Source organism: Streptomyces sp. NPDC046925, assembly GCF_040644915.1.
Classification (GTDB): Bacteria; Actinomycetota; Actinomycetes; order Streptomycetales; family Streptomycetaceae; genus Streptomyces.
Window position 1 is genome coordinate 498014 of record NZ_JBEYWZ010000004.1, and the last position, 17121, is coordinate 515134.

The window sequence follows — 17121 nt, forward strand, 5'->3', positions numbered from 1 at the left end:
TCGAAGTGCCGGCCTGGTCGTCCGTCGCCTGCCTCCGAGTGCACCGTCGTCGGCTGTGAGCTCAGGATGTCCGCTCGTAGAGCGTCCCTACGCGGACCAGCGTGGGGCGTCCGTCAGCGTCGGGGTCGTAGAACTGTACGGCCCCGAATTCGCCCGGGCTGCCGAGGTCCAGAGAGAACCGGCGCCGCTCGCTGTCGATGCAGACGAGGGGCAGGGCCCGATTGTCGCCGGGCGTGCGGCCATTGAGCCGGTCCCACGTGGTCAGCGCGGGTGCTGGTGTCAGCCGGAGGCGGAGCTGCCCGTCGCGCACGTCGACGGAGACCTGGCCGTTGGGGGAGCGGTAGTCCCCGGTGAACCGCTCGTTGTCGACCTCGACGGCAGGCTCCGGCGGGTAGGAGGGGGCCGGACTGGGGACGTCGAAACACTCCTTGAGCAGGCTCTCGCACAGCGCGGAGTACAGCTTGAACCCGGTGGTGCTGTTGGTGAGTACGGCCAGGACAGCCTTCTGCTTCGGCAGTACGTACAGGGTCGAGTGCATGCCGAGGTTGGCGCCGCCGTGCGTCAGGACCGGGTCCTCGCCCTCCCGGACGAGGGCCCAGCCGAGACCGTAGTTCACGTACATGGGGAAGCAGCCCCAGAAGTCGTCGAACTGGGGCTGGCGCATCTCGTGCAGTGACCAGGGGGACAGGAACCGGCGTCCGTCGGGCGCCGTGCCGTCGATGTGGATCCGCCCGAAATTGATCAGGGCGTCGACGTCGAGCCACAAGCGGGACCCGGCGGGGCCGTTCTCGGGCCAGGCGCGCAGCCGGGAGACCGGTGACGTGTTCCCGGTGGCGGGGTCGACGGTGTGTCCCACGGCGGTCGATCGCAGAAGGAGCTCTTCGCTGTCGGCGGTGGCGTTGAGGTCCAGCGGCTGCAGGATGCGCGTGCTGAGTGCGGAGTCGTAGCTCTCGCCGGTGATCACTTCGCTCAGCCGTCCGAGGGTGCCCATGCCCATGTTGCTGTAGGACCATCGCTTGCCGGGGATGCCCGTGACCGGCTGGGTGGTGAGCTCTCGCATCAACCGTTCGAGCACGTCGTCGCCCGGAGCCAGGTCGGGCATGTAGTCGCCGGGCAAACCGGATGAGTGGTTGAGCAGCATGCGCACGGTGATGGCCGCGGCCCGCTCGGAATGCGCGAGCTCGAAGCCGGGCAGGTAGGCCCGCACGGGCGCGTCGAGTTCGAGCAGCCCCTCGTCCACGAGAGTCATCGCCAGGGATGCGGTGAACACTTTGGTGACGGACCCGGCGGCGAACAGCGTGTTCGGCAGCACGGGTGCGCCGGTTGCCGTGTTGACTGTCCCGGTCGCGGCCCTGACCAGCGTGCCCTGGTGCCACAGGGCCGCTGACGCGCCTGCCACATTGAATTCCTCGGCCAGATCCGAAAGCCGACGAGTGAGCTCCTCCGACGTCATCATGCCCACCAAGGTAGGTGAGCGGGCGATCAGTCTCACGCGACACCAGTCGCGTTTTCCGCTGCTGGTACTTGACAGATGTCGAGGTGCGTCGGGTCAGGCGAGGCCCAGGAGCCGGGAGACTTTGATGCCCAGGTGGAGGAGGAGCCGGTGCTGTCCGTCGGAGAGGTCGAGTTCGGTGACGTCTTCGATGCGGCGGACGCGGTGGTACACGCTCGCGCGGTGCAGTCCGAGCTCGGTGGCGGTCGCCCGGGCGTCGCCTGCCCGGTCCAGGTACAGCTCGGCAGTGGTGAAGAGCTGACGGTCGGCCTCGAGCAGCCGCCGCACCGCGGGGTGCACTCCGTAGGTGCCGAGCTGGTCGATGGGTTGGCCGGCGAGCAGGGCATAGATGCCCAGAGACTCGTGTGCGACCAGCGGGGCGAAGGAGGGGACGACCTCCGCCACGCGCAACGCGTCGAGCGCCTGCGTGTAGGACGTCACGGCATCGTCGAGCCGGCGGGCCGGGCTGCCCACGGCGACATGCACATCACGCCACTTCGCGCTGCGGCCCAGCCGTTCCAGGGAGGTCGTCCTCAGGGCTTCCGGCAGCTCCGGCGAGCGTCGCAGCGTTGCGCTCGGCATGACCAGGACGGCGTGATCCGGCCGGACCAGGCGCAGGCTGCCCCGATCACCGAGGCGAGCCGAGGCCGTGTTCACAGCGGCCTGGAGCGCTATCCGGTCGTCCTCGTCGACACCGTCCGCGCCGGCCGGCAGCGGGCGTGCCACCACGGCCGTGACATCCCCGCGCAGCGCGAACAGGTCCTCCTCGACCAGCCTGGCCGAGGCCATGCCCCTTACCTGCGGGTCCTCCGAGAGCAGGTCGCGCACCAGCTCGCCTTCCCGAGCTGTGCGCAGGTGCGAGACCACGCGCTCGCGGAAGCAGATGGCGCCTGCTTCGGCTGCCGCCGCCGACGCCAGCTCGAGCTGCGCACCGGTCAGTGAATCCTCCGTGTCAAACAGCCACAGATAGCCGAAGCGCACGTCTTGGTAGACGACGGGCACCACCAGCCGCGGCAGGATCCCGAGATCATTCTCGGCCGGGAGGCGCACCGGTCCGGTCGCGCGCCCAAGACGCTGGCGCCGCAGCCACGCGACGGCCTCGGGCGGCGCCCCGCGGCTGAGGATGACGCGTGCGCGCCACTCGTCGCCCGCGTCGGCGTGCGTGCTGTAGGCCAGCAACCTGAAGTCAAGGTCGTCCAGGGCGACCGCGCGCCCGAGGCGATGCGCGAGCGCCTCCACCACGCGCTGAAGCTCTTCGAGCACACCACTCACCGTTCTGCCGCAGACCTGCGCCCGTCCGGTCACGACTCCCGCCGGCGCCTGGCCCAGTCGTACCACGCCATGGCATGCGGCAAGCGTCTGACCATGTCCGTCCTCGGGCGGCGTCGCCGGTCCGCACGACAGCTGTAGAAGCATTGGGGTCCGGAATGCAACGCGGGCCACATGCCTGGCGGTACGGTCTGCGCGAGTCTTGAGGGGCCCGGAGTCCGGCACCTTGCCCACTCGGCGCGATCCCGGACGCGGGTCGCCGGACACACGACGGTCTGACTGGGAGCTCCCGTGCGCGAATCGCCGCCGACATCAGTGCCACGGGGCCCCTCCGGCCCGGTGAACCCGCAGCCGTCGGGTCCGACGAGCCGCCGGAGAACGCGGTCGCACTCTCCGCGGGCCGTCAGCGACGGCGGGCCCAGGCTTCCAGCTCGACCAGCGCGCCGAACGGCAGTTGGTGCACCGCCACGCAGGTACGGGCCGGAGGTTCGGATCCGAAGACCGCGTTGTACTGCTCGTTGCAGGCGGTGTAGTCATCCATCGTGGTCAGGAAGATGTTGACCTTGACTACGTCGGAGGCCGCCAGTCCGGCCGCGTCCAGCACCGCCAGCAGGTTGGCCAGGGCCTGTTCCGTCTGCCCGGCGGCACCGCCGCCCGCCAGGCGGTCGTCAACGAGGCCGATCTGTCCGGAGACCGCGACAAGGTCGCCGGCCTCCACACTCGGGCGGAAAAGCGGAAGAGAGTTCATCGGTTCGCCTCACTCGGGGAGATGACAGTCGGTCGGGGCCCGTTCCGGCTCACTATCTGTCTTTCGCCGTCCGAAGTCGCCCTGCAGTTGTCCGGTGTTGATGGCCCCGAATTCGACGTCTGTCACACCGGCAGTCGCCCCCACCACCACGCAATCCTCTCTTCAGGAGACCAGCATGCTTCTCGCACCACGTCCCGGCCCGCCCCGCACACACGGCCAGGTCACCGAAGGCGGTGTTCAGGCATGACCCGCTCGACGCGCAAGCCCCCGAAGCGCGTTGCCGTGATCGGCGCCGGGATGGTCGGACTGTCGACCGCATGGTTCCTGCAGGAGGCCGGCGTCGAGGTGACGGTCCTCGACCGCTCGGGCGTGGCCGCGGGGTCCAGTTGGGGCAACGCAGGATGGCTGACATCGAGCCTGGCCGCCCCGCTGCCCGAGCCGGCGGTGCTGAAGTACGGCATCCGCGCCATGTTCAGCCCGTCGTCGCCGCTCTACATACCGCCGACCGCCGACCCGCGCATGCTCAAGTGGCTGGCACAGTTCGCCCGCAACTGCACATCCGCCCGGCGCAACAAGGCGATGCAAGGCATGCTCCCCCTCATCCAGGACGCCTTGACGGCATTCGACGCACTGGAAGACGGCGGGGTCACCGCCCGCACCCGGCCCGCCGACCCGCTGACCGCGGCGTTCCGCACCGCGCAGGACAGCAAGGGACTGCTGGAGGAGTTCGCCCACCTGCGGGCCACCGGCCGGCCGGTGGACTTCGAGATCCTCGACGGCGCCGAGGCACGGAACTCCGAACCGGTCCTGGCCGACGAGATCACCCGCGTGGTGCGCTTCCACGGCGAGCGGTACATCGACCCCGCCGCGTACGTGCAGGCCATCGCCGAGTCGATACGGGCGCGGGACGGCCTGATCGCCGAGGGAGCCGAAGTACATTCCCTCCACCCGACCGGCTCCGGCGTCACGGTGGCCGGCGAGGACTACGACTCCGTCGTCCTGGCCCACGGCGCGTGGATCAACCGGCTGGCCCGTCAGACAGGCGTCAGGCAGATCGTGCAGGCCGGCCGGGGCTACTCCTTCACCGTGAAGATGGATCAGCTGCCCGAAGGACCCGTCTACTTCACCCGGCAAAAGGTCGTGTGCACACCCCTCGGCGACCGGGCGCGGATCGCCGGGACGATGGAGTTCCGCGACGTCAGCGCTCCCAAGGACCCGCGACGTATCCAGTCCCTCGTCGCACAGGCGCGCGCTCTGCTGAAAGGCGCGCACCTCGATGACCGCCAGGACGAATGGGTGGGTGCGCGCCCCTGCACCGCGGACGGTCTGCCGCTGATCGGCGCCGGGAGCAACTCCCGTGTCTATGTGGCCGGCGGTCACGGCATGTGGGGCATCTTCCTGGGGCCGGTCAGCGGCAGGCTCCTGGCCGAACAGATCGTCACGGGGCACCGCCCCGAGGCACTGCGCGCCGTCGACCCACTGCGCTGACGACACGATCCGGCCGACAGCGGGCGATGACCGCTGTCGGCCCGCCCGTCCGATGCGAACCTCACGGCGCCGGCAGCGGGGAGCACTTCCCAGGCCGTGCATCCGTCCGCCGTATACCTGCCATCCACGAGGAGACAGCCCGCCTTGACTCGACCACTGGGCATTGAAGACCTCTGTTCCTCCGCGCTGCCGCAGCGGCCGTCCTTGGGGAGCCCCCTGGACATGCCGTACTGGCAGCGGCGGCTGGCCGAACTGGCCGAACGGCACCGGGTCCCCGGTGCGGTCCTGGGCATCGCCCGCGGTGCGCACAGCGATGCGGTCGCGCACGGCGTGCTCAACACGGCCACCGGGGTGAGCACCACGCCCGACTCCCTGTTCCAGATCGGGTCCATCACGAAGGTGTGGACCGCGACCCTGGCCATGCAGCTCGTCGACCAGGGCTCTCTCGACCTGGACGCCCCGGTCGCCGACCTCCTGCCGGAGCTGCGCCTCGCCGACCCGCAGGTGGCACGGCAGGTGACGATGCGGCATCTGCTGACCCACACCAGCGGCATCGACGGCGACGTGTTCACCGACACCGGACGCGGCGACGACTGCCTGGAACGGTTCGTGGGCCGGTTGGACCAGGCCGCGCAGAACCATCCACTGGGGGCGACCTTCTCGTACTGCAACTCCGGGTTCGTGCTCGCCGGACGGATCATCGAGAAGCTCACCGGCATGAGTTGGGACCGTGCGCTGCGCGAGCGGCTGTGCGAGCCGCTGGGCCTCGCGCACACCGTCACACTGCCGGAGGAGGCACTGCGCTTCCGCACCGCCATGGGCCATGAGTCCGAGGAGGACCAGCCGCCCCGTCCGGTCCCCGCCTGGGGGCTGCCGCGCTCCGCGGGACCGGCCGGCCTGATCTGCGCCACGGCCGGGGACGTCCTGGCCTTCGCCCGCCTGCACCTGGCAGGTGGCACCGCCCCGGACGGGACCCGGCTGCTGTCGGAGCGTGCGGTGCGGGAAATGGCAGAGCTGCAGATCAAGCTGCCGGACACGCACTCGCTCGGGGACTCCTGGGGACTTGGCTGGATCCGCTTCGGCTGGGACGACCGACGGCTGATCGGGCACGACGGGAGCACGCTTGGGCAGTCGGCGTTTTTGCGGGTGCTGCCCGAGCAGGACCTGGCCATCACGCTCCTCACCAACGGTGGGGCGGCAAAGGACCTCTACCGGGAGCTGTTCGCGGAGATCTTCGCCGACCTGGCCGGGGTGGCCATGCCGCAACCTCCGCAACCGCCGGCCGGCCCGGTATCGGTGGATGCCCGTCGGTACCTGGGGCGCTTCGAGCGGGCCGGAACGCGCATCGACATCCTCCAGGGCACGGACGGAGTGCGGCTGCGGGACACGACGACCGGGCCGCTCGCGCCCCTGGTATCGATGCCGGTCCTGGAGACCGCGCTGGTGCCCGTCGCGGACGGCCGTTTTCTCGTGCAGTACCCCGGCAGTCCGTCCTGGATCCCGGTGACGTTCTACTCGTTGCCCACCGGCGAGAGCTATGTGCACCACGGCATGCGCGCGACCCCGAAGGTGCCCTGACAGTCAGTTGCGAGCACCTCAACCGCTGCGGCGGCGGGCAGAGGGACGGCCCCCGACCTGGCCGACCGTGACTGCGCCGATGCGGTGACGGAGGCCGTCTGGGCCCTGGACGCCCGGGAGATGACGCCCGCGCCCCAGCCCGCGGGGTCGTGGGGCGGCCGAGAATCCGGCTGTCAGTGCGTTCCGTTCAGGCAGGTCGGGCAACCCGGCAGACGAGCACCGTGATGGAGGAACCTCTTGTAGCGAGCCTCTTCCTCGAGCGGACCAGGAAGCGCTGCGGTCAAGAGCGGCCGCTCCGGGAGCGCCTCGATATCCACCAGTGCGCCACTCTTGACGACCGTGTGAATGCTTTCGTAGTTCTTGGCGCCCTGCAACGGATCCGCGTCGAGGACGACCATATCCGCGATCTTGCCTACTTCGAGCGTTCCGAGATCGTCGTCGACGTTGTAGGCCCTGGCGATGTTCCGGGTCGCCGCATGCAGCAAGTCCATCGGAGACATGCCTTTTTCTTCCATGGCTCTCAGCCAGACGAAATGCCCCGTCGCCAGCCGGCCCAGAGCCTCGTCCTCGGGCAACCCGTTCCAGGTTCCCTTGATCATCGGTTCCTGCATGACTTCCGGTGCGAAGATGCCCCCGTCATTCGCGAGGAGGATCATCGCGCCGGAGCTGATGAGATTGCGGCTGTTGGCGTCCGATGCCTTCCACATCGTCCACTCGTGATCCGAGATGCTTTCCCTCAGGGCCGCCATGCCGCCATCGGTCAACGGAAAGACGACGGCACCGCAGGTCCCCTGCGAGAGCAGTTCGAGGGTTTCGTCCGGGATCTCCACCGGTCCCGTCATGTTGCAGTGCTGGACGAGGTCGCAGCCCGCCTCGATCGACATCCTCAGGCCCTCGACCGACTGGCTGTGTGACTGGGCGGGCAGCCCCGCGCGATGAGCTTCCTCGACGATGGCGCGTTGCGTTCTCTCGGAGAACTGGATGAAGGCGCCCGCGGAGGTCCCGCCGTGTTCGTTCGCCGCGTACTTGACGAAGTCGATACCGTGCTCGATGTACTTGCGGACCTCTTGTCCCACCGCCTCGGGTGTCAGCCACATCAAATGCCGCCCGGTGTTCTCCACCCACGTCGCGTTGACCCGGTCGACGAAGTGAGAGCTGCCGACCCCGGGGATCCTCGTATCGAAATCCTGGGAGAACGGGCCTTCGAATCCGATGATGTTCCCGGCGCAGCGGACGCGGCTGCCCACGACCTCGCCCCGGTCGATCTTGTCGCGGACCGTCATGAGCGCACGTCGCGGCCCCCATGTGTCGAACACCGTCGTCATTCCGCCCCTGAGCGCAACCTGGGCGGCCTCGACGATCAGATCCTCGTATCTGCCTTCGTAGCGGACGAGCGTCTCGAAGAGGACGTTGACGAGGAGATGCACGTTGGCATTCATCAACCCCGGGATGATGAACTTTCCACTGAAATCGACGGTTTCGGTGTCCGGCGGAATCGCCATCTCGTCCCGCCGGCCGATCGCCACGATGCGGCCGTCGTCCACCAGGATCGACCGACCCTCGATTCCCTTTTCGGAGACGCCGTCGATGACGGTCGCACCGGTCAACAGCAGTGACATGATCTCCCTTTCAGGGACGACTGCGCTCTTCTGCCAGGCGCAGTACGTCGGATTGACCTTCGCTTGTCGATGCCGCCCGTGAGGCCCGGGCGGGCCGGTCGCTCGTCGGCGCCACCACGAGCCTCACCTCTCCAGGGCCGGACGCGATCAGCGCCACACGTTCTGTGCCACGCGGAAGAAATTCCCCCCGAGGATTCCGCGGATGGCTTCGGGAGAATAGGAGCGATCCGCCAACGCCGCCGCGATCGCGGGCAGCCGCTCCGGCTCGATGAAATCGATGCGATCCCATGTGTCGTAGCTGGGCGGAAACAAGTCGGGGTTCTGGGCCAGCTCACCGTTGACGTCGTCGGTGGCGAAGCAGAAGTCGAGGCCGAGCCCCACGTGCTCCCAGCCGACCAGGTCGACGGCGTGATCAATGTGGCGGACGAGCGCTTCGGTGCTCGTGTCGTTGTCGCCCAGGAAGATTCCCACGCCGTTGATACCGATGACACCGCCCGTCGCGGCGCATGCCTGGATCTGGTCGTCCCACACATTGCGCTCGTGGTCGTGGATCGCGCGGGTCGCCGAATGGGACAGCACGACAGGCGCCTTCGATGCGGCGAAGACATCCATCGACGTGCGGTAGGAACAGTGGGTCGCGTCGACCACCATGCCCACGCGGTTCATCTCCGCCACCACTTGCCTGCCGAACTCGGTCAGACCACCGTCAGATGCGTCGTGGCAGCCCGAACCGGCGGCGTTCTGCTGGTTGTAGGTGAGCAGCATGGTCCGGACGCCGAGGTCGTAGTACGTCTGCACGGTGTCGATGCGGCCCCCCAGCGGACGCGTGTCCTCAAGGTCGAACGCGACCGCGAGACGCCCGCCGGCCTTGGCCCGGCGCACGTCGTCCGCCGAGTTGGCCAAGACGTACCGGTCCGGGTTCATCAGCACGTGACGGCGGAACGCCGACAGGACCCTGATCGTGTCGGCGATGTCGTGTGGCGCGTAACCGACGTTCACCGACACGAATGAGGCTCCCGCCTCGGCGTAACGCCACAATTCATCGATGCGGGTGTCCGGATCGAGCGGAAGGCAGCAATGCTGCTCCCACACCAGCGCTTGGGCGTACTCGGCAGCGAAGCCGGGCTGCGTCGTTAGGTACTCCTGCTTCATGAATCTCCCAGAGGTGCAAAGGCGGCTCTCGGCCGAATGCTAGGACCGCGTGGGACCACGGGCGAGCGGCAGCTGTCGCGCTGAGCACGATGCCGGTTCGACAAGTGTCGGACGGTGCCGCGTCTGGTCTCCGGCGCGCGGACCTGAGGCGAAGCGCGAAGGCGGGGGGAGCTCGGCGGGGGAGGGGGTGTGATCGTCGTCCGGCAGGGCATGCCGGATCCCCGGCAGCGCATGCCGGATCCCCGGCAACCTTGACGTATACCCATATGGGAATATGATGTTGGTCATGGCACGAGCAGCGACGACGTCGGATGTCTTCAACGCGATCGCCGAGCCGCAGCGCCGGGACATCCTGGCGTTGCTGCGGGCGGGGGAGCGGCCGGTGACCGACCTGGCCGAGGAGCTGGGGATGAGCCAGCCGGGGGCGTCCAAGCACCTGCGGGTGCTCCGGGAGGTGGGTCTGGTGCGGGTCCGCGGGGCGGGCAAGCAGCGTCTCTACGGCCTGGACGCCGGCGGGCTGCGGCCGGTCCACGAGTGGGTCGGCGGGTTCGAGCAGTTCTGGAGCGAGAGCTTCGACCGGCTGGACGCCTACGTGCAGGACCTCAAGCAGGCACGGCAGGAGGAGTGACCGATGGCAGAAGCAGGGCAGGAAACGCGTACGGAGACGGCGACGGCCGACCGGGAGATCGTGATCTCCAGGATCATCGACGCCCCACAGGAGCTGGTGTTCGAGGCGTTCACCGAGGTCCGGCACCTGTCGCAATGGTGGGGTCCGGAGAAATTCACCACCACCACGCGGTCTTTCGAGTTCCGCGAGGGCGGGGAGTGGGTCTTCGTGCTGCACGGACCGGACGGGACGGACTACCCCGAGTGGATCCGCTGGCGGCGGATCGCCCCACCGGAGCGGATCGACCTGCTGCACGGTGAGTACCCCGACGACCCGAACTCCTTCGAGACGTTCCTGGCCTTCGCACCGGACGGTGCGGCGACCCGGATCGTGATGCGCACGGTGTTCGCGACCAGGGAACTGCGCGACGCGGCGGTCGAGAAGTACCACGCGATCGAGGGCGGCCGGCAGACCCTGAGCAACCTGGCGGCCTACGTCACCGGGATCGTCGGGAAGGGGGCGCAGGGCTGATGGCTCAGAAGGTGTTCTTCAGCGTGTCGATGTCGCTGGACGGGTTCATCGCACCCGAGTCCCCCGATGACCTGATGGGGCAGCAGTGGAGGGAACTGCAGCAGTGGATCTTCCCGCAGCGGTTCTTCCGCGAGAACCTGAAGCTGGGCGAGGGCGGCGAGGAAGGGCGCGACAACGACATCGTGCGGGAGACGTTCGAGCGCACCGGTGCGAGCGTCATGGGCAAGCGCATGTTCGACGCCGGCGAGCAGATGTGGCCGCAGGAACCACCGTTCCACACACCGGTCTTCGTCGTGACGCACACCAAGCGTGACCCGTGGGAGCGGCCGGGCGGGACGACGTTCCACTTCGTCAACGACGGCATCGAGACCGCGCTCGAGCGGGCCCGCTACGCCGCCGGCGGCCGCGACGTCCGCATCGCGGGCGGCGGCGCGACCATCCTGGAGTACGTGAACGCCGGCCTCGTCGACGAGTTCTCGATCGCGCTGGCGCCGGTGCTGTTCGGCTCCGGAATCCGCCTGTTCGAGGGCGTGGATGCATCCAGGGTCGCGCTGGAGCCGGTCCGTTCGGAGCCGTCGCCGCGGGTGACACACCTGACCTACGCCGTGCACCCACGCTAGCCGCGCAGCCTGTCACCAGGGGCGCACGAGGCAGGCCAAGTGGTCATCGGCGGCAGCGCTCAGCCGGCCGGTGTGCCGGTGCCGGGCTGTCCCGCCCTGATCGCAGTGGCACCGGCTGCATGTGCCGCGCGGCATCCCCGTGACGTCAGGCGGTGCGCTTCACATGGCGGACCAGCCACATCAGCAGGGCGTCCAGATCGGCGGCGGCCGAGAGGACCCTGTCGACTGCCTCGGGAGTGTGCAGCCACTCCTCGCAGCCGAGAGGGCGGGCAGCGATCAGCGAACGGTGGCGCAGCAGGTTCGTACGGGAGTGGTTCGTCGGGTAGCCGCGCGGGGGGCGTTTCATCACGTCCCCGGAGATGTCGTATCCCTTCTCCTGCACGTCCTCGAGGATGGCGGACAGTTCGCGGCCGCTCCCCTCGGCGGCGACGGCCTTGCGGAACATGTCCACCTGGCCGGGATCGGGGTACCACCAGGCGCCCTGGACCCGCAGGCCGTCCAGGTCGAACCGGAGATTGATCTCGATTTTGCGGCCGAGCCGGATCACCGCGCTCTGGTGCTGCCACCACCAGGAGTTGGTGCGGTAATGCCAGACGGAGAAGTCCTCGTATCGGGGGTCGGCGTCCGCGACCTCGTTCAGCAAGTCGATCATCGGCTGCCGGACCAGGCGTTCGCGATCCGCGCGGCAGCGCTCGCGGGTCGCCTGGGTCGGTTCGCCCTGGAGCTGCCACAACACGTCCATGGCCCGCTCCGGCCAGCCGGTGAACTGTCCGCGCATGCGGGCAGGTTAGCTCACGCATGGTGCGCCGGGGGGCAGCGAGACAGGTCGGGCGGCGCAGACGGGCTGGGAGGCGCTGTGGCGGGGGTCGTCGGCGCGGCCGAGAGTGCGGTCGATTCGAAGCAGGCGGTGAGATCGTGCAGGCGAACTTGATATCCCGCACGACTCTCCTCGGGGCTGTCATGGAGGTGTGGAATGACCGCCCCCGTCTGGCCGGCGCGCTCAGCTTTGGTCTGGTCGCGATCTCGATCAAGGTGCTGCCTGCGACCGAGAACCACTTGATCTCGTTCCACCGGTACCAATGGGGGACATGGGTCGGATCGCACGCGGAAGATTTGCGAGATCGACGGCAAACAGCAGCTCGCGAACGCCGAAGCCGGCGAGGGCTACGAGATCGGCAAGCGTACTGGCGTCTGTGGCGGCCGACTCGGTCTTCTGGACGGCGGCGCGGCCTCTGCTACCAAGGGCGGCCGGTGGGTGAGGCGTGCAGCCGGATCGTCGGCAGTCACGAGCGCTGCGCGTCCGCGACTGCGCCGGGCGAAGGAGTCTCTGCCATGCGTTGACGCTGAACGGGCCCACACGCTCGATGGCCTGGAGCTGGGCGGGGGGTTTTGAGATCGCGTGTTCGCGCGGTGCCCCGGGTCTCCTGTCTGCCGGGCCGGTGGTCAGGGGGCCGGGTTGGTGCCGTGCAGGATGTCCCCGGTCCGCAGATCGATGTTGTGTGCGTCTATGCCGGTGAGGGTGAGGCGGGCAGCGTGCGGTGGGTCCATGTACGTGACGGTGACCCGGGGGTAGCGTTCGATCTCGGTGAGGGTCAGGTTGAGGGTGCGGCCCTGCCGGTCTGTGCAGTTGAACCGGGCGCCCAGCCGTGTGATGGCCAGGCATCGCACCACGAGTGCGATGAGATCAGGGCCGCCGCTGTCCTGCTCCACGATCTGGATCCGGGGGCCGGGCTCTGGGGAGGGCGTGGTCATGCCGGCATGGTCTCAGCTGAGTTGGGACTTCAAGGAGTAGGCCTGGCGGGAAGGGCGGAGCGGGCATCCGGCTCGTGAAGGCCGCCGAATCAAACGGTGCGACGGCTGGGTACGTTGCTGACCTGGACCACGACCACAGGGCCGGAACACGTGCATCTGCGAGCGTCCGGCTACAAGCCTCCAGTAGGCACCCACTCGATCGACACCGCACGCATCGCGCACGCGCCCAGCATCGCCGCACGGCGTCCGAATAGGCCCGGATCAACCAGGACATCAACGCCTACCTGGCAGAGGCCGCCATCCGCTCGCGCCCTGCGGGTTCTACTGGCGTCTGGAGTTGCCGCCGTGCTGCGCCGACGAGGCTGATTTCGGGAGGGCCACCACCGGTGCCATAGACCACAGTTCGCCGCATGCCGACCGGGACACTCTGGAGGCGGACATGCGCCCTCTGCGCGGCGAGCCAAATATGTGGTGGCGCATTTTACGGGAAGAGATGCGGAGGGATGTCAGTTACTGGGATTTCTGTCCGGATTCCAGTCGTTGTTTCCATCGGCTGCAGGGCACTCGATGAAGTAGAGGCGCCTGAACCGGTAGCGGCGCATGCGGGAGGAGTCTCATCCATGAACGGTCAATTGGATCAGCGGAGGCTGCTGCTGGCGCACGTAGGCTGCGGCACTGACAAGTTCATCGGCGCGAGGATCTCCGACGGAATGGGCGACTCCTGCAGCGTGAAGGGCTCGGCAGTACAACCTGATGCCTCCTCCCGGCCCTCGCCCGGAACCTTGGAAGCTCCGCCCCTTGTTACGGACAGAGGCATTCGACGCGCTCTCATTCACTCAGCGGGGAGAGAGCAGGAGCGGGAGCAGGTCCCAATCTCTGGAATCGGCTGCTCCCGACCTCAAAGCTGCTTTCCCACACAGGACTTGCGCCGCTAGCCCCACGCCGCCGCATGCTGTACTCGTCGGCCGACCACCCGAGGCGAAGGGATGGCGCCGGACTCCCTCGTACCCCCCGCCCGCGCTCACCGCCGTGTGCGGACGCATCCGAGCCCAAAGGACACCGTCACCATGTCGACTCAGCCGCACCGACGCCCCCTCGTGCCGTCCCAGCCGCAACGCCCGGAGCCGCAGGCGAGGACGGACGGCCCCCTCGACACGCGCGCGGGCCTTCTGCTGCTCGCCGGGGCCGGTTCGACCTACGTGGCTTTCCAGCACCCCGGTTTCGGAGCCGCATTGCTGGTAGGCGTCGCTGTCGTGACCGTCCTGCACATTCTGCTGGCGCGGCGGTGAATCCTGATCGTCCGTGGCGATGCCGAACCGTTCGCACGCCTTTACCGCGATCCGGTTGCACTGCGGAGGTGCGGCGAGGTCAGGTCAACGTGGCAATCCCCAGGGCGATGAGGCTGCACAGCAGGGTGAGGGTGGCGCCGAAGGCCGCGCTTGCATGGAGGAGAGCACCGGGCAGAGAAGCGCCGTCCCAGCGGGCGAGGAACCCGGTGGAGATCGCTGCCAGGAGCGCGAGAAGGATCGCGGAGAGGATCACGACAAGTAGAGTGAGGGCACACACCGGCAGCGTGGTCAGCGACGCGGGCATAGGTCTTTCTCCGTTCCCTGTATGGCTGTTGTCCGACAACGACGGTGCCGAACTCTCCGTACGCCGGCGTACGGGCGAACGAACCTGTACGGGATTGCTCAGCGATACGTCTGATCGTCGAGGAGGTCCGGGTGCGGTCCCTGGAGGACGTCCCTGATGGCGTTGCTGCGCTTGCGGAGCTGCAACAGCGGCTGCGGGATCGGCGGGATGCACGCGGCATCAAGATGGTTGCCCTCGAGAGACTTTCGGGGCTGGGGCACACGACGGTCAGCAAGGCGCTCAACGGACCGGGCATACCGACACGGGCAACCGTGATCGCCTTGGCCAGAGCACTGAAGACGGATACGGCTCCGCTGCTGCAGCTCTGGGACCAGACGGCGGAAGCCGGCCGCCGAGAGGCACCGCAGGAGCCCTCGACGCGGGACTTTTTCGATGATCTCATCGAAAACCACACACGGTTGTTCGCCGGGCGGCAAGCCGAGCGCGCACGAATCATGGAGTTCATCCGGGAGCGTCCCTCCGGCTACGTCTTCGTCGAGGCGCCGTCGGGATACGGGAAGACTCGCTCCTGGCGGATCTGGTCAGGCAGAACCCCGAGTTCCGCTATCACTTCATCAGCCAGGCCTACCGGCGCAGTGGTGCGGGGTTCAATCCCACCAGCCCCGAGGACGTACTGGAGTGCCTCTGCGAACAGCTGGACCCCGCCCATACAGGCGGGGGAGGGCTGAGGATTCTGGAGCGGCAGTTCCGCGGCCTCATGACCCGCGAGCCGAAGAAGCCCACGGTCGTCGTACTGGATGCGATCGACGAACTCGAACAACCCGACCAACTCCGCACCCTGCTGCCGCGACAGCTGCCGCACGGGCTGGTGCTCGTGCTCTCGGGCCGCGACCAGGGCGACAGGTCCTGCCTCAGTGACATTGCGCTGTCGCCGGCGGACATGAGTCTGAAGTTGCGACTGGGCGGCCTGGACGAGGCGGCGCTCACGGCACTGCTCCGGATGGCCGGCCGTGCGGCGGGAGAGCTCGCCAATGACGCGGACTTCGTCGCGCAAGTGCACCATGTCTCTGCTGGCGACCCGTTCTATGTGCGGTTCCTGGTGGAGGATGCGGCCGCCGGAGTGCTCACGCGCGACAACATGGAGCGCACCCCCACCGGACTTGAAGGCTATCTGGATCAGCAGCTGGAGCAGCTCAACCGAAGTGCCCACCGCACTGAGCACGTCGAGATCCTGGGGTTTCTTCTGGAAGCCGGAACCCTCTCCGCGCGGGATCTGTACAACCTGGTCGAAGGGCTGAACTGGCTGAACTTCGACACCATCCTGCGGGAGATCCACCGCTTCCTGCTCGTCGACCGGCGCGCCTCGCCTGGCCTCGAACCGGGCAGGGGAAGCGAGGAGTACACCTTCTGCCACGACCGGTTCCGGCAGTACTTCCGCGTCCGAGCCGGAATCGGATAGCGGTATGTCATCAATACGGGACGACGTCAACGCGCTGCTGTCCAGCGGGCGCACCCGCGCCGGTCTTTGGGCCCATGTGCGCAACTGGCGTCAATGCCCCACGCCTTACACCATCGACAACGCCATCCAATTGGCCGCGGAAGAAGCGTGCGGAGAGGATCTGGACGACACGATCCACGACGAGGAGTTCCGGCGCCTGCGTCAACGCATGTTCGGTCTCAACGCCCTGCGAGCCGATCTGCACATCGCGCGCATGTACTCCCTCAGACGCCGGCCTGACCTGCTCAGGTACTTGCAGGTGCTCCTCTTGGAGCAACGTCCCTTCGGTACCCCGCAGAGCGCGCTCGCCCAGCAGGAGCACTGCCAGGAGTTCGCCGAGTTCCTTCAACTCGACCGGCTCCCGCACGAGCGGGTCGACGTCGGCCTGCACAGAGTACTGCGGCGCTGTTTCACTGGTGCCGCTGAGACCGGTCTGCGACTGGCCGGGTACGAGCTGGGCGAATGGAGCTGCTCCTGCGGTCGGCTGACCGGTCGCGACCGGCGCTTTGACTACAACTGCGTCTGCACGGCCGTCTCGGGGAATGGAAGGATCGCAGCAGAGACCTTGGACTGCCCGTCCCCCGCGTGCACCGGCCGCGTCGATTACGCCGTCTGTCCCGCCTGCCGGACCAGGGTGGCGCTGGACAATCTCTGGCGGATGCGACGGGGCGGGACCGGTCCGCGCGACTTCCTGATACCGCTCTATCTGGACCTCGCCGTCGAGGAGGGAGGGAACGCCGTATCGGCGCGGCACCTGCTGATGTACCTCCCGCTGCCCATCGGCCTACGGGAACGGAACGACGAGATCCTTTTCGAGGCGCCCACCATCTTCTGGGAGAGCGAACTGGACAGGCACTACGCCGACGACCGCTTCCTCGGGTTGACGGACACCCTTCGCTACGACGGGCGCTCCCGGCTCGGCCCCATTCTGGAAGCTCTACTGCGGCGCACCCTACTGGGCTACCGCAGTGGGTACACGCAGTTCACCGACGCTCTGCTGGAGGGCGTGGTCGGCAGACCTGCCGGGCGGACTCGTTCTGCCAGACGACGGCCCTGGTCCGGAGCCGGGGACAGGAGCTGTCACTCGTATACACGAGGGTTCTGGGACCGGCTGCGACGGGTGACCGTCCAAGGACTGCAGATCGGCGATCTGGTGAGCCAAGGGGTGGTGTCC

General features: G+C 68.0%; 17 protein-coding genes. 8 read left to right on the forward strand and 9 right to left on the reverse strand.

All coding sequences use genetic code 11. From position 1 onward, the window contains the following. Positions 1–61 precede the first annotated feature (61 nt). From ABZ906_RS20725 to ABZ906_RS20735, 3 genes are all read right to left on the reverse strand, one after another. Positions 62–1456 (reverse strand): serine hydrolase domain-containing protein, encoded by a 1395-nt coding sequence (locus ABZ906_RS20725; RefSeq protein ID WP_361384455.1) that lies wholly within the window; start codon positions 1454–1456, stop codon positions 62–64. Between the two features lie 93 nt (positions 1457–1549). Next, positions 1550–2755, reverse strand: a complete 1206-nt coding sequence (locus tag ABZ906_RS20730) for a helix-turn-helix domain-containing protein (protein WP_361384458.1) — start codon at positions 2753–2755, stop codon at positions 1550–1552. Between the two features lie 409 nt (positions 2756–3164). Further along, the gene (locus tag ABZ906_RS20735) at positions 3165–3509 is read right to left on the reverse strand and encodes a RidA family protein (protein WP_361384461.1); all 345 of its coding nucleotides are present in this window, start codon (positions 3507–3509) and stop codon (positions 3165–3167) included. A 243-nt stretch (positions 3510–3752) separates the two neighbouring features. Here ABZ906_RS20735 and ABZ906_RS20740 point away from each other — a divergent pair, with 243 nt between their 5' ends. Together ABZ906_RS20740 and ABZ906_RS20745 are read left to right on the forward strand one after the other, a co-directional pair. Beyond that, the gene (locus ABZ906_RS20740) at positions 3753–4997 is read left to right on the forward strand and encodes an FAD-dependent oxidoreductase (protein WP_361384464.1); all 1245 of its coding nucleotides are present in this window, start codon (positions 3753–3755) and stop codon (positions 4995–4997) included. Positions 4998–5219: 222 nt separating this feature from the next. Beyond that, positions 5220–6575, forward strand: a complete 1356-nt coding sequence (locus tag ABZ906_RS20745) for a serine hydrolase domain-containing protein (protein WP_361384467.1) — start codon at positions 5220–5222, stop codon at positions 6573–6575. 173 nt (positions 6576–6748) lie between these two features. Here the strand turns inward: ABZ906_RS20745 and ABZ906_RS20750 are convergent, their stop codons facing one another. Together ABZ906_RS20750 and ABZ906_RS20755 are read right to left on the reverse strand one after the other, a co-directional pair. Next, positions 6749–8194 carry an amidohydrolase family protein gene (locus ABZ906_RS20750; RefSeq protein WP_361384470.1) on the reverse strand — a complete coding sequence of 482 codons (1446 nt, stop codon included), beginning with the start codon at positions 8192–8194 and terminating at the stop codon, positions 6749–6751. A 147-nt stretch (positions 8195–8341) separates the two neighbouring features. Further along, entirely contained in the window at positions 8342–9346 is a 1005-nt protein-coding gene (locus ABZ906_RS20755; protein WP_361191962.1) for a membrane dipeptidase, read from the reverse strand. A 286-nt stretch (positions 9347–9632) separates the two neighbouring features. Here ABZ906_RS20755 and ABZ906_RS20760 point away from each other — a divergent pair, with 286 nt between their 5' ends. The 3 genes from ABZ906_RS20760 to ABZ906_RS20770 are packed head-to-tail and all read left to right on the forward strand — an operon-like array spanning position 9633 to position 11104. Continuing rightward, entirely contained in the window at positions 9633–9974 is a 342-nt protein-coding gene (locus tag ABZ906_RS20760) for a metalloregulator ArsR/SmtB family transcription factor (protein ID WP_361191960.1), read from the forward strand. Between the two features lie 3 nt (positions 9975–9977). Continuing rightward, complete coding sequence (locus tag ABZ906_RS20765) at positions 9978–10484, forward strand: SRPBCC family protein (protein WP_361384473.1); 507 nt, start codon at positions 9978–9980, stop codon at positions 10482–10484. Further along, positions 10484–11104 carry a dihydrofolate reductase family protein gene (locus ABZ906_RS20770; protein ID WP_361384476.1) on the forward strand — a complete coding sequence of 207 codons (621 nt, stop codon included), beginning with the start codon at positions 10484–10486 and terminating at the stop codon, positions 11102–11104. Before ABZ906_RS20765 ends, ABZ906_RS20770 begins: the two co-directional genes overlap by 1 nt. 145 nt (positions 11105–11249) lie before the next feature. On the opposite strand, the gene ABZ906_RS20775 is transcribed toward ABZ906_RS20770, so the two are convergent. Further along, on the reverse strand, positions 11250–11882 hold the full coding sequence (locus ABZ906_RS20775) for a DUF2461 family protein (protein ID WP_361384478.1): 633 nt from the start codon (positions 11880–11882) through the stop codon (positions 11250–11252). 665 nt (positions 11883–12547) lie between these two features. Next, positions 12548–12856, reverse strand: a complete 309-nt coding sequence (locus tag ABZ906_RS20780) for a hypothetical protein (protein WP_361384480.1) — start codon at positions 12854–12856, stop codon at positions 12548–12550. 1067 nt (positions 12857–13923) lie between these two features. On the opposite strand from ABZ906_RS20780, the gene ABZ906_RS20785 reads away from it, so the two are divergent. Next, the gene (locus tag ABZ906_RS20785) at positions 13924–14145 is read left to right on the forward strand and encodes a hypothetical protein (protein WP_361384482.1); all 222 of its coding nucleotides are present in this window, start codon (positions 13924–13926) and stop codon (positions 14143–14145) included. 79 nt (positions 14146–14224) lie between these two features. On the opposite strand, the gene ABZ906_RS20790 is transcribed toward ABZ906_RS20785, so the two are convergent. Next, positions 14225–14449, reverse strand: coding sequence for a hypothetical protein (locus tag ABZ906_RS20790; RefSeq protein WP_361384485.1), 225 nt, complete (start codon positions 14447–14449; stop codon positions 14225–14227). Between the two features lie 131 nt (positions 14450–14580). On the opposite strand from ABZ906_RS20790, the gene ABZ906_RS20795 reads away from it, so the two are divergent. Together ABZ906_RS20795 and ABZ906_RS20800 are read left to right on the forward strand one after the other, a co-directional pair. Then, positions 14581–15177, forward strand: a complete 597-nt coding sequence (locus ABZ906_RS20795) for a helix-turn-helix domain-containing protein (protein WP_361384488.1) — start codon at positions 14581–14583, stop codon at positions 15175–15177. A gap of 29 nt (positions 15178–15206) precedes the next feature. Continuing rightward, complete coding sequence (locus ABZ906_RS20800) at positions 15207–15908, forward strand: hypothetical protein (RefSeq protein ID WP_361384491.1); 702 nt, start codon at positions 15207–15209, stop codon at positions 15906–15908. A gap of 10 nt (positions 15909–15918) precedes the next feature. Here ABZ906_RS20800 and ABZ906_RS20805 read toward each other — a convergent pair whose 3' ends face one another. Beyond that, on the reverse strand, positions 15919–16338 hold the full coding sequence (locus ABZ906_RS20805; protein WP_361384494.1) for a hypothetical protein: 420 nt from the start codon (positions 16336–16338) through the stop codon (positions 15919–15921). Positions 16339–17121: the final 783 nt, after the last annotated feature.

Bases quoted from the DNA above. Each gene is read 5' to 3' on its own strand.
- ABZ906_RS20790 (WP_361384485.1), bottom strand. From the start codon at position 14,449: ATGCCCGCGTCGCTGACCACGCTGCCGGTGTGTGCCCTCACTCTACTT.
- ABZ906_RS20775 (WP_361384478.1), bottom strand. From the start codon at position 11,882: ATGCGCGGACAGTTCACCGGCTGGCCGGAGCGGGCCATGGACGTGTTG.
- ABZ906_RS20735 (WP_361384461.1), bottom strand. From the start codon at position 3,509: ATGAACTCTCTTCCGCTTTTCCGCCCGAGTGTGGAGGCCGGCGACCTT.
- ABZ906_RS20770 (WP_361384476.1), top strand. From the start codon at position 10,484: ATGGCTCAGAAGGTGTTCTTCAGCGTGTCGATGTCGCTGGACGGGTTC.
- ABZ906_RS20800 (WP_361384491.1), top strand. From the start codon at position 15,207: ATGACCCGCGAGCCGAAGAAGCCCACGGTCGTCGTACTGGATGCGATC.
- ABZ906_RS20750 (WP_361384470.1), bottom strand. From the start codon at position 8,194: ATGTCACTGCTGTTGACCGGTGCGACCGTCATCGACGGCGTCTCCGAA.
- ABZ906_RS20745 (WP_361384467.1), top strand. From the start codon at position 5,220: ATGCCGTACTGGCAGCGGCGGCTGGCCGAACTGGCCGAACGGCACCGG.
- ABZ906_RS20725 (WP_361384455.1), bottom strand. From the start codon at position 1,456: ATGATGACGTCGGAGGAGCTCACTCGTCGGCTTTCGGATCTGGCCGAG.
- ABZ906_RS20785 (WP_361384482.1), top strand. From the start codon at position 13,924: ATGTCGACTCAGCCGCACCGACGCCCCCTCGTGCCGTCCCAGCCGCAA.
- ABZ906_RS20740 (WP_361384464.1), top strand. From the start codon at position 3,753: ATGACCCGCTCGACGCGCAAGCCCCCGAAGCGCGTTGCCGTGATCGGC.
- ABZ906_RS20765 (WP_361384473.1), top strand. From the start codon at position 9,978: ATGGCAGAAGCAGGGCAGGAAACGCGTACGGAGACGGCGACGGCCGAC.
- ABZ906_RS20760 (WP_361191960.1), top strand. From the start codon at position 9,633: ATGGCACGAGCAGCGACGACGTCGGATGTCTTCAACGCGATCGCCGAG.
- ABZ906_RS20755 (WP_361191962.1), bottom strand. From the start codon at position 9,346: ATGAAGCAGGAGTACCTAACGACGCAGCCCGGCTTCGCTGCCGAGTAC.
- ABZ906_RS20780 (WP_361384480.1), bottom strand. From the start codon at position 12,856: ATGACCACGCCCTCCCCAGAGCCCGGCCCCCGGATCCAGATCGTGGAG.